The sequence below is a fragment of the Roseibium sp. 10G30-5 genome (assembly GCF_055809635.1).
Genome location: NZ_CM147918.1, coordinates 1,303,973 through 1,325,454 on the forward strand (window position 1 = coordinate 1,303,973; position 21,482 = coordinate 1,325,454).

Here is a 21,482-nt window from a genome sequence, read left to right on the forward strand (position 1 = left end):
GACAAACCGGAAGTAGAGAGTTGCAGTACACCGCGTTGCCGGAACAGCAACACCGTGTACTTGGATGCATCGCTTCCCCTTTCCGGGCAATGTGGAAACACTCGCTGTAATGATGAATTCTGCCGAAATCAGAATGCATCACCCCGACGGCAGGTCTTTTCAGGCCGGATGGGTGACCCGGGACCAAATCAGCCTTTCCCGGCCCGCTTCTGACCAACGGCAGATCACTGCGAGAGAGTGCATGTTGCAAGATCAGATTTCCGCGTCTCTGAATACCGGACAGGGGTCGTCCGCCGCCAATACGTCAGACCAGCTTCTGTCTATCCGCAATTTGCGGGTGGCCTTCGAGACCCATGATGGCCCGGTGCTGGGTGTCGAAGATCTGAGTTTTGACATTGCCCTGGCGAATGCGTCTGCGTTGTCGGCGGATCCGGGTCGGGAAAATCAGTGTCGTCTCTGTCGCTCATGCGGCTGATCGAATATGGCGGCGGCACGATTGCCGGTGGCGAACTCAAGTTCCAACGTGGCAGCGGCGAAATCATCGATCTGGCGCAGGCCACCAACAACACGATGCGCAGCGTACGTGGCAATGAGATCGGCATGATCTTTCAGGAGCCGATGACATCGCTCAATCCGGTTTTTACCGTCGGGCGTCAGCTCATGGAAGGGCTGCGGGTTCACCGCGGCATGAGTAAGGCGCAGGCAAGGGACCGAGCGCTGGAACTGCTTAAAATGGTCAAGATCAACGAACCGGAGCGTCGACTGGACCAATTTCCGCATGAACTCTCGGGTGGAATGCGGCAACGCGTTGTCATCGCCATTGCCATGGCCTGCGAACCGCGGCTTTTGATCTGCGACGAACCAACCACCGCACTGGATGTGACCATTCAGGCGGAAATTCTCGCGCTCATCAACCAGCTCAAGGACGAAAGAGGGACGGCAGTCATGTTCATCACCCACGACATGTCTGTCGTGGCGCAGATGGCAGACCGCGTCGTTGTCATGTATCGCGGCAACAAAGTGGAAGAAGGCCCGGTCGAAACAATTTTCAACGCGCCACAACATCCCTACACACAAGCGCTGCTTGCAGCTGTGCCACATCTGGGAGAGATGACCGGCAAGGATGCGCCGGAACCCATGCGCATCCTGACCCGCGACAGTACGGCGGAGACAAGCCCTCTTGCCAGCACGGCAGCCGAACCCTTGCCTGAAAAACCCAAGATGGAAAAGCCGGTGCTGCTGGATGTCCGCCATCTCACAACACGGTTTGCCGTAAAGGGTGGTCTGCTGCGTCGGACCAAAGCCCACGTTCATGCCGTCGAAGATATCAGTTTCAAAATCCGTGCCGGAGAGACCCTTAGTCTCGTTGGCGAATCCGGTTGCGGGAAATCAACATGCGGCCGCTCGCTGCTGCGTCTCGTCGACCCGATGGACGGCAGTATCTGGCTGGATGGCAAGGACATCCTGGGACTCAATGAGGCCCAGTTGCATCTGGCCCGGCGGGACATGCAGATGGTGTTTCAAGATCCCTTCGCCAGTCTCAATCCACAGATGAAGCTGTTCGATCAGGTCGCCGAACCTTTGCGCAACTACGCCATCTGTTCAGGCTCGGAGTTGCAGGATCGTGTTGCTACTCTGTTTGAGCGGGTGGAACTGCCGCGTGCCTTCATGCGCCGCTTTCCGCATGAGTTGTCCGGTGGGCAACGCCAGCGCGTCGCCATTGCCCGCGCGCTGGCGCTCAATCCCAAGCTCATCGTGGCCGATGAGGCCGTCTCCGCGCTGGACGTCTCCGTGCAGGCACAGGTGCTCAACCTGATGATGGAATTGCAGAATGATCTCGGCGTCTCTTTCCTGTTCATCTCGCATGACATGGCGGTGGTTGAGCGGGTCAGTCATCAGGTCGGCGTCATGTATCTCGGCCGTCTGGTCGAAATCGGATCCCGTCAGGCGATTTTCGAAAACCCCACGCATGAATACACCAAAACCCTGCTCTCGGCAGTTCCCATTGCCGATCCCACCAAGCGCAAGCTGCGCGGTGACGTAAGCTACAAGCCGATCCCCTCGCCGATCTTCCCGCTCGATTACCAGCCAGAAGCCAGCGCATATGAAAAGGTCTCCGACGGCCATTATGTGCTGACCAACTGATCTCAACGCTAAAAATCTGATTAATTTGCAAGGAGTTGCCAGATGGCAATCAAGAACCGTTTCGCCGAACTTTTGCCGGAAATCACTGCATGGCGGCGCGACTTTCATACCCACCCCGAACTCGGCCTGGAAGAAACACGCACTGCGGGAAAAGTCGCAGAATTGCTGAGAAGCTTCGGCTGTGATGAAGTCACTGAAGGCATCGGCAAGACGGGGGTCGTTGGTGTTATCAAGGGACGCGGTGGCACTGGCCCGTCGATTGGCCTGCGCGCCGACATGGACGCCTTGCCGATCACCGAACTCACCGGCTTGGAGTATGCCTCTGAAAACACTGGCAAGATGCATGCCTGCGGCCATGATGGTCACACAGCAATGTTGCTCGGGGCGGCAAAATACCTGGCAGAGACGCGCAATTTTGCCGGTCAGGCAATCCTGATCTTTCAGCCGGGCGAGGAAGGCCATTTTGGTGCACGCGGCATGTTGGAAGACGGACTTTTCGAACGCTGGCAGGTAGATGAAGTCTATGGCATGCACAACATGCCCGGGATTGATGCGGGCAAGTTTGCCGGCTGCGCTGGCCCCTTTATGGCGGCTGTCGGCACCCCGACTTTCAAAATCACCGGCAAGGGGGGACATGCCGCCCAACCGCATAAATGCATCGACCCGATGCCGGTGGCCGCACAGCTCATTCAGGCATGTCAGACGATTGTGGCCCGTAATGCCAGCCCACTCGATTCCATGGTCGTATCGCTCACCTCGATGAAGACCGATTCTCCGGCCAGTAACGTGATCCCGGAGACGGTCGAGATTTTCGGCACAGTTCGGGCGCTCAATGATGATGTGATGGTTCTGGCAGAGAAGCGTCTGCGCGAGCTGTGCGAGGGCATTGCACTGGCCAATAACGTCAAGATCGAATTCGCTTTCGCTCCCGGCTATCCTGTCACCGTCAATGATGTGGCGGCCACGGAATACGGCCTGAAAGTTGCCAGCGACATCGTTGGGCCGGACAATGTCGATCCGGAATTGCCGCCAAGCATGGGCGGGGAGGATTTCTCCTATTATCTGCAACAGCGACCCGGCACCTTCGTGAACGTCGGCAATGGCGACAGCGCCGGCCTGCATTCGCCGTATTACAACTTCAACGACGAGATCATTCCGTTCGGCTCAAGTTGGCTCGTCGGCATGGTCGAGACCCGCAGCCCGCTGCAATAATATCACGACAAGAACCTGTCGCTCATCCAGAGCGGCAGGCCCCTGACACACTATGGAAGAGGAAAGCTTGTTTTCAAGACTACAAGCGTGTGGACCCGGTCGACAATTGGTCGTTTTACCGGACAGATCAACTGATGCTGGCGTCCTGAGAATTGACAAAAGTGAACATACTTCGAGACAGGAGAGTGGCGACTGTTTCAACATCCTTCGCCAATCGTCGTCGCCCTCGAACCATCAGCCGCACCTCGGTCTGCAACAGCGTCGCATCGGCGATCTCAACCACAGCCACGCGACCTTGCAGCTCCGGCATACTGGCAACGCTATAGGGCAGGAAGGTAACGCCCATGCCTGCGGCCACAAAATGCAGCAGGGATGCCACGGAATTCGTCTCAACCTGAGGCCGCAACGTGACGCCTTGTCGTCGTGAGGCCAAAGACAGAAGCTCGCGAATGGCGTGGTCCTTGCGGACCAATGCCAGAGGCAGGTCCGCCATTTCGGCAAGACTGATCTGATTGCACCGAGCAAAGGGTGACTTGATGGGGAAAACACCGCATAGCGGCTGCCGTGCAGCAACAGCAGTGCGCATCATCGGACTTTCTGCAATGCCATAGGCGATCCCGAGATCAGCTGTGCCCTGTGCCAATGCTTCTTGCACATCCGGCGAAGGCATTTGCGAAATCTGCACATTCAGGCCTGGTACCTTGCTCAGTATATCGCGCAGGCCATTTTCCATCAGATCCGCCATGAAGCCTTCGCTGCACGCAATGCGAACAGGCTTCACTTCAGCGCCACGAAACCGGTTGAGCTGATCCATCAGCTCAACCTGATCCTCATTCAGTTGCGCTGCGTGTTGCAACATCAACTCCCCCGCTGCCGTCAACACGACACCGTTGGAGCGGCGCTCCAACAGCTTGACCCCCAGCCGCAATTCCACATCTGAAATCTTGCGACTGATAGCAGACGGAACGATGTTCATTTGTTCCGCCGCTCTGCGGATGGATCCACTTTGTGCGACAACGGAAAATTCACGCAAGAACCTGGAATTCAAGTCGTCCAAAAGCATTTTGATCTTTGCCCCCTGCCATACGGCAGCCTGTTGAGATGCCTCTTCAGATCATCTTTTCAAACGGGCCAGCGTCTGGAGACACAGGATAACCCCTTGAATAAATTCACTATAGGAACCAGAAACAAAAGAAACGAAGCCCATTTAAACGCCATACAGCGACCAGCAATCGGGCATCCGCGCCAAGGGGGTGGCAAACATCTGTATCATGGCCCCCGCAATTTTAAATAAAGATAATTATTTCATACACTTAAATAAAAACAAAGGTTTCTAAGCCTTGTTTACAGAGCGGAAAAATCACGCAGTACGAGCTATTTAAGCTCACAAAAGCAGCAAGCCTATTATTAAATCAAATTTTCCCAAATTATCGCTGACGTAGGGATATCAAATAGCCGAGACTTCATGGAACCGGAAAGGTTGCCCGCCAGCGATGCAGGAAAGCCTGTCGTGTTTCCTGATCCAGCATCACCAGCAGCGCTGGCGACAACTCGATGGGGCGCTGCGCTGTTGCGGGCAAAGTGTCTGCACTGTCATCCTCCTTGGCATCCAGCAAGGGAGAAATCAGCAAAGCCTTGCGCAAGGCTATCTTGCCCGCAGTCGAGAGCAGGAAATTCAAAAATGCTGTTGCTTCACCGTAGTGTTTCGCGTGTTTAGGGATCATGAAAGCCCGCGACAGAACCAACGTATAATCGGTGGGCAGAACTATCCCGACCCGGTTGTCGCTCTGCTGATATTCCTGCGCATAGGATCCCAGCACATTATAGGCGATCAGATACCGCCCCTCGGCCACGCCACGAATAATGTCAAACGAACAGCAGGTGGAAACGGCTCCGGTCCGACTGAAAGATTCCTGCAAGGCACCAAAGGTTGTCGCCTCGCGCAGAATCTGCAAACGCAAACAGATACCCCAGCCCCGACGCTTCAATGTCGTAAGTTGCAACCCGACCAGCAAACCGGCTGTCAGAAGGGCGCAGCAGATCCAGCAGATCAAAGCGGGTTCTCGGCACTTCGTCCGGCTTCACCAGTTTCCGGTTGTAGACCATCACGGCCGGTTCGCGGGTCACCCCCCAAAGCTCGTCTCGCCAGCGCAGGGCTGACGGCAATTGCTCCGTCAAGGTTGAACGATAAGAAGCGGCACACGCGTCATTCACCAGTTTCACCATCTGATGCGCACCGGAACTGAACACCACATCCGCCCTAGGACGACCTGCCCGACATTCATTCATCGACAGAGAATAAAGATCATTCGTGCCCCACTGCTCATAACGCACGGAAATGTCAGGACGGACCTTGCGAAAAGCCTTCACCACCGCCCCGAAGATAGCCAGATCTGTAGGCGATCGCACGACCAATTCATGCGAAGTGTCCAAGGGGCCGAACTGCCCGACCATCTCTTGCGCCTGAACCGGAGCAATCAGCAGACCCGCACAGCCCACCAACACCAGCGCCTTCAACACCCCCGCCAGTCCTGACAGCGTTCTCATGCGGCATCCTCCTGCACCAGAGCAAAGACCAAAGCAGCCCGAAAACCACCCTCATCCGGACATTGCAACACCAGTCGTCCACCGAAGGCCTGCCCGACGGAGTGAGCAATCGCCAATCCAAGCCCGGAACCATTGCCACTTATCTGACGATCCGGACGATTGAACCGCGATCCAACCCCCTGAAGCACGATTGCGTCCGGTCCCCGCCCCGCGTCCCGCACCCACATTACGGCCTCGCCTTCCTCGACACCGGCACCAATAATCACCGGCGTTTCCCCGTATTTCAGCGCGTTGTTCAAGAGGTTCTTCAAGGCTTCCTGCAAGGACGGTGCATCGGCAAGCGTCAATGCCGGTTCATCACCCAAGTGAAGCCGGACATCGGCCAACGGTGCCAGAATGGAATGATCCCCGTCTTCATACACATCCAGTGCCAGATCGCGCAAATCGACACACTCGCGTTTCGCACTGTCGACGCGATGAGTGACAAGCGCCCGACTGAGAAGCTGATCAAGGAGGCGTCCAAGAGTCAGGGATCGACTGTGAATACGCTGTACAATGCGCTTGCGTCGCCCCTCATCCTCTTCGTCGGCCAGAAGATCCGCCTGCGCGCGCATGGCGGCCACGGGCGTGCGCAACTGATGTGCCGTGTCGGAGATCAGATGCCGCATGGACGACATTTGCCGATCCAGCCGATCCATGAAGCCATTGACGGCATTGACCATGACCACGGCCTCCCGTGGAACATTGGTGTCCATGGGCGTGAGATCATGCGGATCGCGCCGCGCCAGCCCCCCGGCAATCCGCTCCAGTGGTTTCAACGCAGACCGTACAACCACAGCCGCCAGAAGCAGCATCGCCACCCCAAAGGCGGCAAGCGCATAAAGCGCCTTACGGGTAATATCCAGAGCCAACGCGTTGCGGGCCCGCAGGGTCTGACCGACAACCACCTTCACCGTTCCCGTCAAGGTGCGTTCGGCAAAGCGACGCGACACCACTGCAAAGCGCGCAGGCTCGCCAAAAAAACGACCATCGAAATAGCCGTCGGTCATACGCTTGTCGCGCGCTGGCAGAGTGATCTGATCATAGCCGGTCAGAGTCTCGCCATCGACGCCAATCACCCGGTAGCCGATGCGGTCATCCGGGGCGAGGGCCAGAAGCTCAAAAGCTGAAATGGGCAACACCACATGCGGCGCACCATTCTGAATGGCAATAGACGAGGCAATGTCATTGGCCGCCCCAAGAAGCAACCTGTCATAAGCTTGTTGCGCCGCCTGACGGCCATAGGCAAAGGCCGCCAGAGACACCACCACGCCACCGATCAGCAACAAGGTTATAACACCGGTTGCCAAACGGGCCGACAACGACATGGTGACAAAAGGACGTCGCAGATCAATCAATCGTTTCAAGCCTATAACCAAGCCCTCTCTGCGTAGCAATGCGCACACCACTTCCCGAAACCTTTTTGCGCAACCGGGCAATGTAAAGCTCCACGGCATTCATGCCGACATCGACTTCGTCGAAACTGAACATGCCGTCGAAAAGCCTTTCCTTGCTTGTCACCTTGTCCCGATTGCGCACCAGAAGTTCAAGCAAGGTGAACTCACGCCGAGTGAGCGGGATCGGCGTATCGCCATTGCGGATGGTGCGCGCCGCTGGATTGAATGTCAGCGACCCCAACACGATTTCCTCCGCCTTGTCGGCGGCCTCTCGCCGATGCAGCGCCCGCAGTCGAGCTTCCAGCTCGCGGTGATCGAAAGGCTTGACCAGATAATCATCCGCGCCGGAGTTGAGGGACGAAATGCGGTCATCGACGGAAAACTCTGCTGTCAGCATAAGAACCGGCGTACGATCTCCGCGGGCACGCATCTGCTTCAACAGATCGGTCCCTAGCCCGTCCGGCAAATTGATGTCCAGAATGATGATGTCATACCGCTGCACGGCAAGGCATTCGCGTGCCCGCTCCAGAGACTTCGCCAGATCGCAGGCAACGCCGGAGCGGCCAAGCCTGATCATGATGGCCTCGGCCATGTCAAACGTGTCTTCGACAAGCAATACGCGCAAGATCTCATCCTCCCGCTTCGGGTTTGACTCGACTTTGCCTGCCTTGCAAGAGCCGATTGAAGTCCCGGTGACAGCTTCGTGACAGGCTTTGCCAGTAAACTATGCTTTCATGACCGCCGGGAGGTTTCCGCACATTGCGGATTGGCGGCAATTCGACACCCCGCGCAAGGGTTGTCATGAGGAGGAAATACATCATGGTATTCAAATTGGGCCGCGTGCTTCTTGCGGCTGCTTTCATCGGCGCTTCGGCGTTTGGCGCATCTGCTGCCGACTTCCAGCCAGAGAACCCGGAATGTATCGCACCGGCCAATCCGGGCGGTGGCTGGGACTTCACCTGTCGCCAGGTTGGCAAGTCCCTTCAGGATCAGGGTCTCATCAAAAAGACCATGCAGGTCGTGAACCTTTCTGGCGGCGGCGGTGGCGTGGCTTATGCTTCGGTTGTCAACAAGCGCAACACCGATAATGACCTGATTGTGGCTGCGTCTTCTGCAACTGCAACACGTCTGGCTCAGGGCGCCTTCCCGGGCAACACGATGAAACAAGTTCGCTGGGTCGCGTCCGTCGGTGCTGACTACGGCGTCATTGCCGTTGCCGCAAACAGCCCGATCAAGACGCTGCCGGAACTGTTGGACAAGATCAAGAAGGATCCGTCCTCCGTTGCCATCGCTGGCGGTTCGGCTGTTGGCGGCTGGGATCACCTGAAGGTTCTGATCGCTGCAAATGCTTACGGCATCAAGGACGTTCGCAAAGTCAAATACATCGCCTTCGCTGGTGGTGGTGAAGCTGTCACCCAGCTTTTGGCCGGGTCAGTTCAGGCTTTCACAGGCGATCTGTCCGAAGCCAAAGGCTTTGTGGATAGCGGCGACATTCGCGTTCTCGCCGTTCTGGCTCCTGAGCGCCTGAAGGGCAAGTTCTCCAAGTTCCCAACTGCCAAGGAACAGGGCGTTGATGCAATCGGTGCAAACTGGCGCGGTTTTTACGCCTACAGGTGGCATGTCCGACGAGGCTTACAATGCCTGGGTTTCCAAGATCGGCACGCTCTACAAGAGCGCCGAATGGCAGAAGATCATGGAAGCAAACGGTCTGGCGCCACTTGATCTTCAAGGCAAGGATTTCAGGATTTTGTTGCCAAATCGGTTGCGCAAATCCAGTCGATTTCCCGCAATATCGGCATCATCCAGTAAGATGCTCCCTTGAACTGATAGGGGTCGGAAGCGCTGCAACACGCCTTCCGACCCCTTTTTACACAATGAGGCGGGGCTCCTGTTTGCAAAACAAGGCCTCGAGGATGGAGGACGTCCAATGAGTGATCGCATATTCGGTGTGATCGGCCTGGTTCTGGCACTCGGCTATACCTTAGGCAGCACTTATCATCAAGGAGAGCTTTCTGTCCGATACGGTCGGCCCCAAAGCATTTCCCTTGATCATCGCCGCCGTTCTCGCGCTGGCGTCAATTGCAATTTTCCTGAAGCCTGATGCAGATCCCAAGTGGCCGTCATTCGCGCGTCTTCTGGAGATCGCCTTCGCCGTTCTCGTCATGGTCCTTTATGCCATCGCGCTGCCGGACGTCGGCTTCGTCGTCGCAACAGCGGTCGCCTCAGCCTATCTGACCTGGCGGCTTGGCACGGCACCTGTCGCCTCACTCATTGTCGGCGTGTGCACCTCTGTCGGCATCTACGTGATTTTTCATCTCATTCTTGGCCTCGCGCTGGCCAAGGGTCCCCTCGGATTTTGACGGAGCTGACTGATGGACACATTCTCATCTCTCTATGACGGCTTCGCCATCGCCCTGACTTGGCAAAACCTGCTGCTGGCCCTGTTTGGATGCTTTCTCGGCACCATCATGGGTGCGCTTCCCGGTCTTGGGCCCTCGAACGGCGTGGCCATTCTCATTCCGCTGGCCTTCACGCTCGGCCTGGGTGCAACCCCCTCGCTCATTCTGCTGACCTCAGTCTATTATGGCGCCATGTACGGTGGCCGTATTTCGTCAATCCTGTTGAATATCCCAGGCGACGAACCCGCGATGATGACCTGTCTCGACGGGTATCCCATGGCGCAAAAGGGACGAGCGGGCGAAGCCCTGTCCCTGTCTGGCATTGCCTCTTTCGTTGGCGCGTTTCTGGCTACCTGTGGGCCTGATCCTGCTGGCACCCCAGCTTGTCAAGATCGCCCTGCTGTTCGGTCCGGCTGAGTATTTTGCCCTGTTCACGCTTGCCTTTGCCACGTTGGGCGGCGTCGCCTCCAACAATCAGGCCAAGACAGCCTTTGCCGCAGCTCTTGGTCTGGGTCTGGCCATGGTTGGCGTCGACACGCAGACAGGTGTGCCGCGCTTTACCTTTGGCGAAGTCCACCTTTATGACGGCATCGACTTTCTCGTTGCCATTGTGGGTCTGTTTGCCCTTTCAGAGGTCTTTGTTTTCCTGGAAACCCGCCACGGCTCCTCGGATGCCGCCGGTAAAAAGGTCGAGATCGGCCGCCTGACCCCATCGTGGAGTGTGTTGAAGCAATGCACGCCAACGATGCTGCGCAGCAGTCTGCTGGGCTTCCTGGCAGGCGTTCTTCCCGGTGCAGGCGCCTCGCTTGGCTCTTTCATCTCCTATTCGATGGAAAAGCGGCTGGTCGACAAGGAAGGCACTTTCGGCACAGGCGATCCGCGCGGCGTGGCGGCTCCTGAGGCCGGCAACAATGCTGCCGCCGGTGGCGCGCTCGTCCCCATGCTCGCGCTCGGCGTACCGGGTTCTGGCACCACGGCCGTGCTGCTCGCTGTGCTCCTGTCGCTCAACATCACCCCCGGCCCCCTGCTGTTTTCGCAGAACCCGGATGTGGTCTGGGGTCTGATCGCTGCCCTGTTCATTGCCAATTTCATGCTCCTGGCGCTCAACATCCCGATGGTCGGCCTGTTCACCCGTGTGCTGATGGTGCCTCCGCGCATCCTTATGCCCATCGTTGCCATGGTCAGCTTTGTTGGTATCTATGGCATTTCCGGATCGTCCTTCGACCTTCTCGTGATGATTGCCTTCGGTGTCGCCGGCTGGCTTTTGCGCAAAATGGATGTGCCCCTGGTGCCGGTTATCCTGGGCACTCTTTTGGGCAACTCCATGGAGAGCAATCTGCGCCGCGCCGTCAGTATCTCCAATGGGGATTGGTGGACGCTGGTGCACAGCCCGCTGTCCATGGGTCTCTGGACCATCGCGATCATCGGCTTTCTGCTGCCAATCGTTATGGGCAAGGTAATGAAGCGCAAGGTTGGAATGCCGCCCAAGAACGACGAAGTGGGTCTCTGATCGCATAAGCGATCCTCCCTGAACGCAAGACATCAATGGCCCTGCCGAGCACCCTGTTCGGCGGGGCCATTGATTTTGGCCAGCGCATGGAAGTCACCATGGGCTTCAACTGAAGTGCTCTCGCTCAGACCAACTGACAGACTTGTCGTTCAAGTCCGAATATGGTTCAAAGATCGAAGATCTCATATGAACCAGCAGGACCGACGCCATGCAGTGCTTTTTTATCGAGTTCAAATGCAAGCTCGGCCGCACCTATGAAGTCGCTGACGAGTTGGCCGCCCGTGAGATTGCCTCCGAGATCTATTCCATCAGCGGGGATTTCGATCTGCACGCCAAGTTCTATGTCGACGACGGTATCGACATCGGTCACTTCGTCGCCAAGCAGGTTCAAACCATCGACGGCATTGAGCGCACCCACACGATCCTGACCTTCAAGGCGTTTTGATTACTCCCTGAGCGCGACCGCCCTGCCCCCTTCGCCAGAGGCAAGACCGCTGGCAAGATCCCGTACGATGGATGCAATGCGTTCCATCCGCGCAGGAAGCTGACGCCCTTGGCGATGCAACAGCCATAATCGTCTGTGCACCCTATGTGGCAGAGGTGAAATCCTCAGCCGCTCTTTCAAAGGAGAACCATCCACGCCACTGCGGGGAAGGACAGTGAACCCGACCCCCTCGGCGATCGGGGACAGGATTTGTCCGATCTGATTGATAAACCCGCGACTGGGAAATCTGTCCATTCCCTGAAACCCATGACGATAGTTCAAAGACAACAGACGCGCGGCATAGTTGAACCCATCCGGGTGGCCGATAAACCCCAGATCCATCAGGTCCTGAAGGCTCGGGACGGCATCTCGTGTCTGAGACGGCAGCACCAGACACAACTCTTCCTGCCCTATCATTTCGGCTGCAATCCGGGGATGCTTTGGTTTGCGATCCAGAATTCCAAGATCAAACTCACCCTCCGCAACGCCAAAAAGCACGCTCTCCTGTGGGGCTGCCGTCAGGTTCACCTGAAATTTCCGTGAGGCCCGCATCAGAGGCAGTAAGTGCGGAAAGAGCAGCATGGCAAAACTGCCCGAACAGCTGATCTTGGTTTCCCCGACCCCAGCATCATCCTCGCCAATGCTCTCGCGCAATTCGGCTTCTTGCAAACGCCGCGCCTGGCCCAGCGCCAAAACCGCCTCACCTGCCGCCGTGAGAGAGAAACTCCGGCCGGAGCGCGAGATCAGCGACTGGCCAAGGTCGGCTTCCAGCTTGCGCAAATGCTGTGAAACACCGGGCTGCGTCATGTGCAGCGCCTCGGCTGCCCGGGTGAAATTTCGCGTCTCGCAAAGGGTGGTGAATGTTTCCAGCCATTGATTGTTCAGCATTGCGGCACTCGTGTATCATTTCATTTTGTTATCAATAAACTTACAAATCATAATTTTTAAAACAAGCCAAGCTTCCTACATTCGGTGCAAAGAGAACAAGGAAATCCGCATGCTGCCTTATCCAAGAAGCTTTTCCCACATCGGCTTGTCCGTCCCTGACCTCGACGCTGCCCTGCGGTTTTATGGGGAAGTGCTCGGCTTTTATGTGATCATGCCACCGACCGAAGTCGTCGAAGATGACAGCGAGATTGGCCGCATGTGTAGCGATGTCTTTGGCGCGGGCTGGACAAAACTGCGCATCGCGCATCTTGCAACTGCCGATCGTATCGGAATCGAGATCTTTGAATTCGACGGCAATCATGCGCCACAGGCAAATCTCGATTACCGCAAGCACGGTTTGTTCCATTTCTGTATTCAGGATCCGGACGTCGAGGGACTGGCCGCCAAAATCGTTGCCGCCGGTGGAAAGCAGCGAATGCCGGTCCGCGAATATTTCCCCAACGAAAAGCCTTATCGCATGGTCTACGTCGAAGACCCGTTCGGCATCGTCTTCGAGATCTACAGCCACAGCTACGAACTCACCTATTCCGCCGGTGCCTATGCCGTGCCATCGCGTTGAACACCCTATCTCTGCCAAATCTCCCAAACAGGTTTTGCCAATGACCACTCTTTTTGACAGCTATGTCCTGGCGGGCAGGCCCTTGCGCAATCGTGCCGTCATGGCCCCGATGACGCGTGCCCGCGCTCAGGGCCATATCGCAAACGATGCCACGGTCACCTACTATCGCCAACGTGCAGGTGCCGGACTGATCGTTACCGAGGGAACCCCCATCAGCCAGGAAGGCACAGGCTTCGTCGCCTGCCCCGGCATCTGGTCCAAAGACCAGGTGGAGGCCTGCAAACCCGTGACTGCCGCAGTGCATGAGCAAGGGGGAACGATCTACGCACAGATCTGGCACGTTGGCCGGGTCTCGCATACGTCCCTGCAACCCGACAGCCGCGCGCCCGTCAGCCCCAGCACCCAGACTGCGGAAACCAGTTCCGCCTATGCGTATCAGGCCAATGGCACACCCGGCTTTGTGTCCGCCAGCACGCCGCGCCCACTCGAGACGCAAGATGTCTCCCGCATCGTCAATGACTTCGCAGAAGCAGCTATCAATGCGGCCCGCGCGGGCTTCGACGGCGTTGAGATTCATGGAGCCAACGGCTATCTCATTGAGCAGTTCCTCAATGCCCCAGTGAATGACAGAACAGATCTGTATGGCGGCGATACGATTGAAAACCGCAGTCGTTTCCTGCTGGAGGTGGTAGATGCCTGTTGCGAGGCCATCGGGCCAGAGAGCATTGCCCTGCGGCTGTCACCGTTCGGACGTCTGCACGATCTGAAAGCCTTTGATGGGGAAGATGATACATTTCTTCACCTCGCCCGAGAACTGTCGCGCCGCAAGCTGTCCTATATTCACCTGATGGATCAGGCGAGCCGAGGCGCGGCTGCCATGCCGGACGGGTTTCTGGAACGCTTCCGTGCGGCTTATGATGGAACCCTGATTTTGGCCGGCGGACTGACCCTGAAAACTGCCAATGAATTGATCGGCAACGGCACGATCGATCTTGCAGCCTTTGGCATGCCCTTCGTTGCCAACCCGGACCTGGTCGAACGCCTGCGCCATGACTGGCCCTTGGCAGAGACCAATCGAGAGACCCTCTATGGCGGAGGGGCCAAGGGGTACACCGATTATCCAGCCTACCCACAAAGCATCCTCATCTGATAAGGCTTGCCACCTGCCGACGATCCATGGCTCGGCAGGGGGGCAAAACGCCAACTCCCGTTGCTTTTTTCGTTATTGCCCAGATCTTTGTTGCGTATCGCATATTATTCAAAAATAAAGATCAGATGCAAAATACAAAACGTTTCATGACGCCATTTCGTCTCAATCTGTTCGCCCTCATTTTGGGTGTCGCCAGCATTGGCTCCAACTCGCTGATCATCAGTCCCATTGCCAGCCGTATCGCTGCAAGCTTTCCCGGAGCAACCGGCACATCGGTGTTGATCGCCTCGGCGGCTTATGGCCTTGGAACGGGCATCTCGGCGGCGGCTCTTGGCTGGCGCATTGACAGAATGGGAGCCACCCGAGCGCTGCGCATGGGACTGGCGACCCTGATGGCCGCCCTCACCGCGAGTACCTTTGCCCCGACACTTTGGGCGCTTATCGGTGCACAGACGATTGCCGGACTTGGCGCAGGCATCGCCTTACCTGCCATTTACGCCCTTTCTGCGAAAATCGCTCCGAAGGGACAGGAAAGCCGCACGCTCAGTCTGGTGTTGATGGGATGGACTCTCAGTCTGGTCCTTGGCGTTGCTGTCGCCGCATTCATCGCTGACGCACTGCATTGGCGTGTGGTTTATGCCCTTCTGACACTTGGCACATTGCTGTCGCTTTTGATGGTCAAAACGCCACAAACCACCTCGCACAAGGTGTCACCTGTTTCCCACACAAGCAGCCCCTGGGCAGTCCTAGGTCTACCGGGCGTCAGAATTCGCCTCGTACTTTGCGCAGGCTTCATGAGCGCTTTTTACGGCCTTTATGCCTTTCTTGGAGTGCAGGCAACCACAGTTCTGGGGGTCAGTGTCAGCGGCGCAGGTCTGCTCACCGCAGCTTATGGCATCGGCTTCGGACTAGGGGCCCTCAGCGGTGGCACCATGGACAGATTAGGGTCAGTCCGTGCGCGTCAACTGGTGTACACCATATTGGTTGGCGTCTACATTGTGCTCGGGTTACTGTCCGGCAGCTTTCTCACACTCGCTGCGGCCTGCCTTCTTCTTGGCATTTTCAACCATCTGGGGCTTAATCTGGTGGTCCGTGGCCTGACCGACATCAGCGCAGGACACAGCGGTGCCGTTCTGGGCCTGTACAGCGCGGTCAGTTACCTCAGTGTCTTCGTTGGCACCCTTCTCTACCGGCCAGTGTTTGTGCATCATTCATTCGAGGTTTGTGCATTCATCTCGGCTGCGCTGATCGCCGGGTCAGCTGTTCATGCCTTCGCAAAGACCCCGCATCAGCCAGAAACGGCTTCCGCTGACGGCTGATAACACGAGAAAGTCTGCGATCTGTCGTCTGCATGACACAGTCAATGGGGCATTCTGAAGGTTCTCTTTCCCTCTTCCATTTCCTCTCAGTCGAGCCCACATCTTGTCTATCCTCTACGCCATCGGCGATGTGCATGGTCGCGCCGATCTTCTTGAAGCGCTGTTGACCGCCATCAAGACCCATGCCTCCGCCCACGGCGCAACACCGCGTGTCTTTTTCCTCGGCGATCTGATCAACAAAGGCGCGCAGAACCGCGAAGCACTGGAGCTGGTTCGTGTCACCTTGGAAAAGTGGCCGGGTTCTGAATTCATTCTTGGCAATCACGAGGAATTCCTGCTGAACGTCCTGAGCGACGATGAGGATTCTGCTGCGGCCATGGAGCTTTGGCTCAAGAAGGGCGGCGGCAAAACCATCGCCTCTTACGGGCTGGAGGCAGCCGCAGACAACATCTCGGCCCTCTCACGAAAGTTTCGCCATGGAGCATGCCCTCCATTACGACATGCTGCTTCAGGCAAGCTCTGTGATCATCGAAGGGGATTTTGTCTTTGTTCATGCAGGCATTGACCCCGCTCTGCCGATCGACCAGCAGAATGCCCGCACGACACGCTGGATCGGCGAGCCCTTCTGGCAGCATACGCAAGATCTGTCACATTGGGTGATCCATGGCCACACGGTAACACCCGACTTCCGCCCCATGGTGCTGCGCACCCGCATCGCCCTCGACACAGGCGCGCAAATTTCCGGGCGTCTGACTGCTCTTGTCATCCCCGAAGACCAGAAAGACCTGCAGTTTCTGTCCACAGTGCCAGACACCCATCCCGTACAGACAGAACTCTCTGCTCCAATCCAGCGTCCTCCACGTCACTCCTGACAAGGAACCAGACGCGTGACGAGCATCCGGACTGGATCAATCCAGCCCTGCAATGCGGCTTTTGCGGAAAGTCAGCCGGATCAGAAAGATCAACAGCATGGGAATGAAGGTCGTGACGACGATAGCCACAAAGGCCATCGCCATGCCCAGTCCAAGCGATCCCTGATCAAACTGCCGCCAGATGAACGTGGCAATCGTGTCCATCCCCACAGGTGCCAGCAGAAGCGAGGCTACCAGTTCACGGGTTGCCACCGCAAACACCAGCAGCATGGACGTTAACACGCTAGGCAAGACCAACGGCAGCATAATCCGGCGGAACACCTTGAAAGGCGTTGCGCCGGACACCCGCGCCGCCGCCGCCAGATTGTCGTTCACCTGTTGGAAGGCCGCTGTTGCAAAGCGAACCGGTTGCGGAAGCAAGATGCAGCTATAGGCCAGAAGCAGGATCAACGCCGTGTTGTAAGGCGTAATTGGCAAAGATGGCTGGTTCCAGGCGAGAATGATGCCAACCGCGACCACCACCCCTGAAGCGCGCTCGGCAGAATGCTCAGGACATCCAGCACACCACGGCTTCGCCCCTTGCCCTTGACCACACAATAGGCGGCTACTGCGCCAAGTGCACCGGTAAACAGGGCCGTCGACACTCCCAGAATCAGAGAATTCTGCAAGGCGGTCAAACCACCGGAGGCCTCGCCAAGAAGACTGGTGAAATTGGAAACCGACATATTGGACCAGACCAGACCACCAGAGACGGTACGTGAGAAGGCCGTCGCCAGAATGGCCAGCAGGGGCAGAAACGTTGCCAGAAATGCAATGAAGGCAAAGGCAACTGTCACAGGCAGAGCCCAGATTCCCAAAGCGCGCTTGGACTGCGCCTGCAGGGCTTGCCGCTCGTCACCCGGTAGTCGCGCCGTGTCAAAATCCATCGTTGCACCAGAAAGGCCACCAGCGACAAAAGCACCAGCAACAACGACAAGGTGGCAGCGCCAGGAAGATCAATCGGCCAATCGGAAAGCTTTTCCTCCACGCCCGTCACAAGCACCTGATAGCCAAAACTGGAACCAAGGGCTGCTGGCGTACCAAATTCCTCGATGCTCATGGCAAACGCCAGCAACAGGCTTGCGGCAAGTCCAGGCGTTGCCAGAGGCAGAGTGATGCGCCAGAAGCTCTTGGCCGTTGTCGCGCCGAACACCCGCCCCACATCGCCGTAGCGCGCGCCGACAGCCTCAATGGTGCGGTAGAGCGCAAAGTAAACCACCGGAAACGCATGCAGCGTCATGATGATGACGATGCCCGGCACCGTGAAGAGGATCGAGGCAAGATTGAATCCGAGAAGCTGCTGAACATAGCCGCTGGGTTGCAAGGACATGATCCAGCCCAAAGTCGCGATATAGGGCGGGATCATGAAAGGGATCAGGAACAGAAGATCCCACACCCTGGCGAATGGAACCTTGAACAAGGCACGGGCAAAAGCCAGTGGCGCGGCAACAATCGTCACCGCGACAACAACCGACAGGCCGAGGGTCAGGCTGTTGCCAGCCAGCTCAAACAGCTTTGCATCACTCAACGTCTCGACAAGATGCGAGAACGGCGCCTGCAATGACCCGCTGCCCAGATCTGGAAAGATCGCCTGCAGAACAACAAAGACGAAGGGCACCGCCACCACGACACTGAGCCCGACAAGGGCAACCCAGCTGAGGACATCGGTTCTTTCCGTCTTTGCCAACATTCTGCGATCCAGGCCTTTCTTACTTGCCGAAAATCTTGTTGAACTTGGCGAGAACCGCATCACGATCCGGCTCTTCGCCAGACGTCTGGATCAGGGCCAGATCATTGATTGTCGGACGCGATGCCTTGATGTCGGTGCGAGCCGGCATCAGGTAAACGCTGGCAACGGCCTGCTGACCTTCTTCGGACAAAATGTAATCGACGAACTTCTTCGCGTCGTCTGCGTTCTTGGTCCATTTCATGATCATGACCGGGCGCGGAGCCGTGATGGTGCCGCTCTTCGGGAAGATGACGTCGACGCTTTCACCCTTGGCCTTGGCAGCCAGAGCAATGTAGTCGACAGCACCGAAGACGGCGGCCTTGGCACCCTGAAGAACCGGGTTGAGCGCTGCTGCGTTGGCCCCAGCCGCATTCATGTCATTGGCAGCCAGATCTTCAAACAGACCCCAGCCCATTTTGGCCTGCAACGCTGCCGTCAGTTCGTAAGCCGTGCCAGAACGTGCCGGATCCGGCATATTGACCTTGCCTTTGTAGACAGGCTTGGCGAGATCAGACCATTCGGCAGGCTTGGGCGTACCGGACTTGGTGTTCCAGGCGATGGCCAGACCGGCAGCGCCTTCAGCAACGGCATTGTCGGTCTTCAGGAAATCAGGAACCTTGGCAGCGTTCGGGCTGTCATAATGCATCAGCCAGCCACGCTTGTCATAATCCTTAGCGGTGCCCCAGCTTGCGGAAATCACAACGTCTGCAACCGGGTTGGCGGCTTCAGCCTCGACACGAGCCATCACCTTGCCGGTGGTTGCCTGAAACACATTGACCTTAATGCCGGTCTGCTTTTGAAAGCCAGCCGACAGTTTCTTGATAAGGCCGCCAGGGCCTGCGGAATAAACGGTCACATCAGCCATGGCGCTGGTGGACAGAAGGCTGGCAGCCAGCGTCAGAGATACGGTCAAAAGGCGCATTATGATTTCTCCTCTGTGTAGGTCAGGCCGGACCCTGCGAAAAACACCGCAAATCCCGGGATGCAAAAGTCAGGAATGTTCTGTCACCAGCGTGAAGCCGAACGGAGCTCGACACCTGGACATCATGGTCCGTGCCGCAGATCCGAACCACGGTCTCGAAATGCGCGCCGCGAAACTGGCAGCGACGCACGTCTGCGGGAAGGCCAGTGCCCGAGGCTGTGTCAAGGCGTGCCGAATGGCCGGGGATCAACACCTGTGCCTGTGCGGCCTCGCCAATGCTGGAAGGTACTTCAATCGGCAGATCCGTCCCCGCAATGACCCAGCCGTCAACCCCACGGTCAACCGGAACGATGCATCCAAGGCGCAGAAACTCGGCAATTTCAGGATCGGCGGGCGCTGCCACCAGATCTTCAGGCGGGCACATTTGCAAAATCTCGCCCCGCCGCATCACCGCAATTTCGTCGGCAAGCGCAAAGGCTTCAGAATGATCATGCGTGACATAAATCGCGGTCAGGCCCAGCGACGAGACAAGGTCCCCCAGTTCGCCGACCATGATCTCTCGCAATTCGCGATCAAGATTGGACAATGGCTCATCGAAGAGCACCAAAGGCGGCTCGGCGACAATTGCCCGAGCAATGGCAACGCGCTGCTGCTGACCGCCCGAAAGCTCTGAAGGCTGACGCGTTTCCATACCCGCCAGACCGACACGATCCAGCGCCTTGCGAACGCGGTCCTCACGCTCCCCTCTGGACACGCCACGCATTTCGAGCGGAAAGGACACATTTGCCGCCACAGACATATGCGGCCAAAGGGCATAATCCTGAAACACCAAACCCAGCCCACGCCTTTCAGGCGGCAGGAACACGGCTTCAGCCGGATTGCTGACGGTTTCTCCAAGAATGGAAATCGATCCAGCCGTCGGCACTTCCAGCCCGGCGATCAGACGCAGAAGGGTAGTCTTGCCACATCCGGATGCACCAAGCAGCGCCAACACTTTTCCACGCTCGAGAGAAAACCCCACGTTGCGAAGAATATGTGCGTCGCCATAAGAAAGAGAAACATCACTTACAGAAACCGCAAGTGCAGAGGAACCGACCATGTATGCTACCTTGTAGAATAGATGGGTGATTATCCTCCTAGCATGACAAAGCGGTGACACACTTCACATGCGAGACACGTTCAGAGACACACAACAGAGATGACCGCGTGTCTAACGTTGGTCTTGAACGGCCTTTTGCACCTTATCTCCACGGCTGGCCACCAGATCCAGAAACGCAAGAACCGCGCCGGATGTTTCATTTTTGCGGCTGACCACACTGAGCGAGGTTTCCGGCTCCAACCCCGCCACCGGACGGTAGACGACACCCGGCACCTTCAGCCGATCAACCTCCGCCGGGCCCAGGGCAATTCCGAAGCCGCTCGCAACAGCCGCCAGAACGCTCAAGGTGCTCGGCACATACAGAACACGCGAGAGATCACACCCACTTTCGCGCAAACGGTGCAAACGCCCCTCCTGCTCATTTTCATGGCCATACAACACAAGCGTCTGGCCTGAAAGATCGTCAACACGCAAGTCGTCTCGCGCGGCGAACGGATGATTCTCGCTCACAAAGACCCAGATCGGCGAAGACAGCACAGGCGTGTGGTTCGTTTGCGGATCCAGTGCCCGCAAGCTCTATCGGCACATAGGCAACGTCAATTTCCGCCGCAAGCAAAGCCTCTAGCTGAACGTCAGGGGCAGCTTCGAGAAAAGAGACATGCACTGCCGGATAACCTTGGTGGAACAGTTTGAGATCGCGGATCACAACACCGGTCAACACGGCATTGCCCACAAAGCCGACGCTCACAGTGCCAATATCGCCACGCAAAGAACGACTCGCGGTCGCCTTGGCCCGATCCGCCTGCATCAGCGTGCGTCGCGCTTCGGGCAACAAGGCCCGCCCGGCTTCTGTCAATTCGACCCGTCTGCTGGTGCGAGAGAAAAGGGGCCCGCCCAGTTCCTCTTCAAAGGAACGGATCTGCTTGCTGAGAGCAGGCTGCACGATATGCAGCCGTGCCGCCGCCCGGCCAAAATGCCCCTCTTCCGCCACCGCAACGAAGTATTTCAGGTGACGCAGGTCCATCGTATTAATCACTTTTAGTTATCAATCAATCACATCAATATATTTAAAATATCGCTTTGGTCGACCTATTTTCAATCCAATACAAAAT

24 protein-coding genes and 2 pseudogenes are annotated in these 21,482 nt (G+C 57.1%); 12 read left to right on the forward strand and 14 right to left on the reverse strand.

Annotated features, from left to right (window positions below):
- Positions 1-241: 241 nt before the first annotated feature.
- Genes AC0L7U_RS06620 through AC0L7U_RS06630 form a run of 3 tightly spaced genes read left to right on the forward strand, consistent with a single transcriptional unit; the run spans position 242 to position 3,357 of the window.
- Complete coding sequence (locus AC0L7U_RS06620; RefSeq protein ID WP_473694746.1) at positions 242-475, forward strand: hypothetical protein; 234 nt, start codon at positions 242-244, stop codon at positions 473-475.
- Positions 448-2,145 (forward strand): ABC transporter ATP-binding protein, encoded by a 1,698-nt coding sequence (locus AC0L7U_RS06625; RefSeq protein WP_473694748.1) that lies wholly within the window; start codon positions 448-450, stop codon positions 2,143-2,145. The genes AC0L7U_RS06620 and AC0L7U_RS06625 overlap by 28 nt, the downstream gene beginning before the upstream one ends.
- A gap of 42 nt (positions 2,146-2,187) precedes the next feature.
- Positions 2,188-3,357: a M20 aminoacylase family protein gene (locus AC0L7U_RS06630; protein WP_473694750.1), complete on the forward strand. Its 1,170-nt coding sequence runs from the start codon at positions 2,188-2,190 to the stop codon at positions 3,355-3,357.
- A 127-nt stretch (positions 3,358-3,484) separates the two neighbouring features.
- Here AC0L7U_RS06630 and AC0L7U_RS06635 read toward each other — a convergent pair whose 3' ends face one another.
- The 5 genes from AC0L7U_RS06635 to AC0L7U_RS06655 form a co-directional block, all read right to left on the reverse strand.
- The gene (locus AC0L7U_RS06635) at positions 3,485-4,333 is read right to left on the reverse strand and encodes a LysR substrate-binding domain-containing protein (RefSeq protein WP_473694752.1); all 849 of its coding nucleotides are present in this window, start codon (positions 4,331-4,333) and stop codon (positions 3,485-3,487) included.
- A gap of 487 nt (positions 4,334-4,820) precedes the next feature.
- A complete protein-coding gene (locus tag AC0L7U_RS06640; protein ID WP_473694754.1) occupies positions 4,821-5,318 on the reverse strand; it encodes an ABC transporter substrate-binding protein in 498 nt (165 codons plus the stop codon).
- Positions 5,224-5,904 (reverse strand): ABC transporter substrate-binding protein, encoded by a 681-nt coding sequence (locus AC0L7U_RS06645; RefSeq protein ID WP_473694755.1) that lies wholly within the window; start codon positions 5,902-5,904, stop codon positions 5,224-5,226. Before AC0L7U_RS06645 ends, AC0L7U_RS06640 begins: the two co-directional genes overlap by 95 nt.
- The gene (locus tag AC0L7U_RS06650; protein WP_473694757.1) at positions 5,901-7,310 is read right to left on the reverse strand and encodes a sensor histidine kinase N-terminal domain-containing protein; all 1,410 of its coding nucleotides are present in this window, start codon (positions 7,308-7,310) and stop codon (positions 5,901-5,903) included. The genes AC0L7U_RS06645 and AC0L7U_RS06650 overlap by 4 nt, the downstream gene beginning before the upstream one ends.
- Positions 7,294-7,965, reverse strand: a complete 672-nt coding sequence (locus AC0L7U_RS06655; RefSeq protein WP_473694759.1) for a response regulator — start codon at positions 7,963-7,965, stop codon at positions 7,294-7,296. Before AC0L7U_RS06655 ends, AC0L7U_RS06650 begins: the two co-directional genes overlap by 17 nt.
- 194 nt (positions 7,966-8,159) lie before the next feature.
- Between AC0L7U_RS06655 and AC0L7U_RS06660 the strand changes: the two genes are divergently transcribed.
- From AC0L7U_RS06660 to AC0L7U_RS06675, 4 genes and pseudogenes are all read left to right on the forward strand, one after another.
- Positions 8,160-9,062, forward strand: a complete 903-nt coding sequence (locus tag AC0L7U_RS06660; RefSeq protein ID WP_473694761.1) for a Bug family tripartite tricarboxylate transporter substrate binding protein — start codon at positions 8,160-8,162, stop codon at positions 9,060-9,062.
- 323 nt (positions 9,063-9,385) lie between these two features.
- Positions 9,386-9,700: a tripartite tricarboxylate transporter TctB family protein gene (locus AC0L7U_RS06665; RefSeq protein WP_473694763.1), complete on the forward strand. Its 315-nt coding sequence runs from the start codon at positions 9,386-9,388 to the stop codon at positions 9,698-9,700.
- Between the two features lie 12 nt (positions 9,701-9,712).
- Positions 9,713-11,249: pseudogene (locus tag AC0L7U_RS06670) on the forward strand (tripartite tricarboxylate transporter permease).
- Between the two features lie 208 nt (positions 11,250-11,457).
- The gene (locus tag AC0L7U_RS06675; protein ID WP_473694765.1) at positions 11,458-11,694 is read left to right on the forward strand and encodes an Lrp/AsnC ligand binding domain-containing protein; all 237 of its coding nucleotides are present in this window, start codon (positions 11,458-11,460) and stop codon (positions 11,692-11,694) included.
- On the opposite strand, the gene AC0L7U_RS06680 is transcribed toward AC0L7U_RS06675, so the two are convergent.
- Complete coding sequence (locus AC0L7U_RS06680; protein ID WP_473694767.1) at positions 11,695-12,621, reverse strand: LysR family transcriptional regulator; 927 nt, start codon at positions 12,619-12,621, stop codon at positions 11,695-11,697.
- A 109-nt stretch (positions 12,622-12,730) separates the two neighbouring features.
- Here AC0L7U_RS06680 and AC0L7U_RS06685 point away from each other — a divergent pair, with 109 nt between their 5' ends.
- The 5 genes from AC0L7U_RS06685 (at position 12,731) to AC0L7U_RS06705 (ending at position 16,581) form a co-directional block, all read left to right on the forward strand.
- Entirely contained in the window at positions 12,731-13,240 is a 510-nt protein-coding gene (locus tag AC0L7U_RS06685) for a lactoylglutathione lyase family protein (RefSeq protein WP_473694769.1), read from the forward strand.
- Between the two features lie 40 nt (positions 13,241-13,280).
- A complete protein-coding gene (locus AC0L7U_RS06690; protein WP_473694771.1) occupies positions 13,281-14,390 on the forward strand; it encodes an alkene reductase in 1,110 nt (369 codons plus the stop codon).
- Positions 14,391-14,536: 146 nt separating this feature from the next.
- Entirely contained in the window at positions 14,537-15,709 is a 1,173-nt protein-coding gene (locus AC0L7U_RS06695) for an MFS transporter (RefSeq protein WP_473694773.1), read from the forward strand.
- 103 nt (positions 15,710-15,812) lie between these two features.
- Positions 15,813-16,274 (forward strand): metallophosphoesterase, encoded by a 462-nt coding sequence (locus AC0L7U_RS06700; protein WP_473694775.1) that lies wholly within the window; start codon positions 15,813-15,815, stop codon positions 16,272-16,274.
- Complete coding sequence (locus AC0L7U_RS06705) at positions 16,231-16,581, forward strand: hypothetical protein (RefSeq protein ID WP_473694777.1); 351 nt, start codon at positions 16,231-16,233, stop codon at positions 16,579-16,581. The genes AC0L7U_RS06700 and AC0L7U_RS06705 overlap by 44 nt, the downstream gene beginning before the upstream one ends.
- 36 nt (positions 16,582-16,617) lie before the next feature.
- On the opposite strand, the gene AC0L7U_RS06710 is transcribed toward AC0L7U_RS06705, so the two are convergent.
- From AC0L7U_RS06710 to AC0L7U_RS06745, 8 genes and pseudogenes are all read right to left on the reverse strand, one after another.
- Positions 16,618-17,058 (reverse strand): ABC transporter permease subunit, encoded by a 441-nt coding sequence (locus AC0L7U_RS06710; protein WP_473694779.1) that lies wholly within the window; start codon positions 17,056-17,058, stop codon positions 16,618-16,620.
- Positions 17,028-17,417: a hypothetical protein gene (locus tag AC0L7U_RS06715; RefSeq protein ID WP_473694781.1), complete on the reverse strand. Its 390-nt coding sequence runs from the start codon at positions 17,415-17,417 to the stop codon at positions 17,028-17,030. Before AC0L7U_RS06715 ends, AC0L7U_RS06710 begins: the two co-directional genes overlap by 31 nt.
- On the reverse strand, positions 17,414-18,310 hold the full coding sequence (locus tag AC0L7U_RS06720; protein WP_473694783.1) for an ABC transporter permease: 897 nt from the start codon (positions 18,308-18,310) through the stop codon (positions 17,414-17,416). The genes AC0L7U_RS06715 and AC0L7U_RS06720 overlap by 4 nt, the downstream gene beginning before the upstream one ends.
- Before the next feature lie 19 nt (positions 18,311-18,329).
- Positions 18,330-19,271 carry an ABC transporter substrate-binding protein gene (locus AC0L7U_RS06725; RefSeq protein WP_473694786.1) on the reverse strand — a complete coding sequence of 314 codons (942 nt, stop codon included), beginning with the start codon at positions 19,269-19,271 and terminating at the stop codon, positions 18,330-18,332.
- A 22-nt stretch (positions 19,272-19,293) separates the two neighbouring features.
- Positions 19,294-19,824 carry a TOBE domain-containing protein gene (locus AC0L7U_RS06730; protein ID WP_473695693.1) on the reverse strand — a complete coding sequence of 177 codons (531 nt, stop codon included), beginning with the start codon at positions 19,822-19,824 and terminating at the stop codon, positions 19,294-19,296.
- 90 nt (positions 19,825-19,914) lie between these two features.
- A pseudogene (locus AC0L7U_RS06735) lies at positions 19,915-20,271 on the reverse strand (ABC transporter ATP-binding protein); the annotation flags it as partial.
- A 210-nt stretch (positions 20,272-20,481) separates the two neighbouring features.
- Positions 20,482-20,907, reverse strand: coding sequence for a LysR family substrate-binding domain-containing protein (locus AC0L7U_RS06740; protein ID WP_473694788.1), 426 nt, complete (start codon positions 20,905-20,907; stop codon positions 20,482-20,484).
- On the reverse strand, positions 20,834-21,406 hold the full coding sequence (locus tag AC0L7U_RS06745; protein ID WP_473694790.1) for a LysR family transcriptional regulator: 573 nt from the start codon (positions 21,404-21,406) through the stop codon (positions 20,834-20,836). The genes AC0L7U_RS06740 and AC0L7U_RS06745 overlap by 74 nt, the downstream gene beginning before the upstream one ends.
- Positions 21,407-21,482 lie beyond the last annotated feature (76 nt).

What these genes read in the sequence shown, in the direction of transcription:
- AC0L7U_RS06730 (WP_473695693.1), bottom strand. Translation starts at nt 19,824, where the DNA reads ATGGTCGGCGAACTGGGGGACCTTGTCTCGTCGCTGGGCCTGACCGCG.
- AC0L7U_RS06685 (WP_473694769.1), top strand. Translation starts at nt 12,731, where the DNA reads ATGCTGCCTTATCCAAGAAGCTTTTCCCACATCGGCTTGTCCGTCCCT.
- AC0L7U_RS06630 (WP_473694750.1), top strand. Translation starts at nt 2,188, where the DNA reads ATGGCAATCAAGAACCGTTTCGCCGAACTTTTGCCGGAAATCACTGCA.
- AC0L7U_RS06620 (WP_473694746.1), top strand. Translation starts at nt 242, where the DNA reads ATGTTGCAAGATCAGATTTCCGCGTCTCTGAATACCGGACAGGGGTCG.
- AC0L7U_RS06660 (WP_473694761.1), top strand. Translation starts at nt 8,160, where the DNA reads ATGGTATTCAAATTGGGCCGCGTGCTTCTTGCGGCTGCTTTCATCGGC.
- AC0L7U_RS06695 (WP_473694773.1), top strand. Translation starts at nt 14,537, where the DNA reads ATGACGCCATTTCGTCTCAATCTGTTCGCCCTCATTTTGGGTGTCGCC.
- AC0L7U_RS06645 (WP_473694755.1), bottom strand. Translation starts at nt 5,904, where the DNA reads ATGAGAACGCTGTCAGGACTGGCGGGGGTGTTGAAGGCGCTGGTGTTG.
- AC0L7U_RS06635 (WP_473694752.1), bottom strand. Translation starts at nt 4,333, where the DNA reads ATGAACATCGTTCCGTCTGCTATCAGTCGCAAGATTTCAGATGTGGAA.
- AC0L7U_RS06725 (WP_473694786.1), bottom strand. Translation starts at nt 19,271, where the DNA reads ATGCGCCTTTTGACCGTATCTCTGACGCTGGCTGCCAGCCTTCTGTCC.
- AC0L7U_RS06690 (WP_473694771.1), top strand. Translation starts at nt 13,281, where the DNA reads ATGACCACTCTTTTTGACAGCTATGTCCTGGCGGGCAGGCCCTTGCGC.
- AC0L7U_RS06675 (WP_473694765.1), top strand. Translation starts at nt 11,458, where the DNA reads ATGCAGTGCTTTTTTATCGAGTTCAAATGCAAGCTCGGCCGCACCTAT.
- AC0L7U_RS06680 (WP_473694767.1), bottom strand. Translation starts at nt 12,621, where the DNA reads ATGCTGAACAATCAATGGCTGGAAACATTCACCACCCTTTGCGAGACG.
- AC0L7U_RS06720 (WP_473694783.1), bottom strand. Translation starts at nt 18,310, where the DNA reads ATGTTGGCAAAGACGGAAAGAACCGATGTCCTCAGCTGGGTTGCCCTT.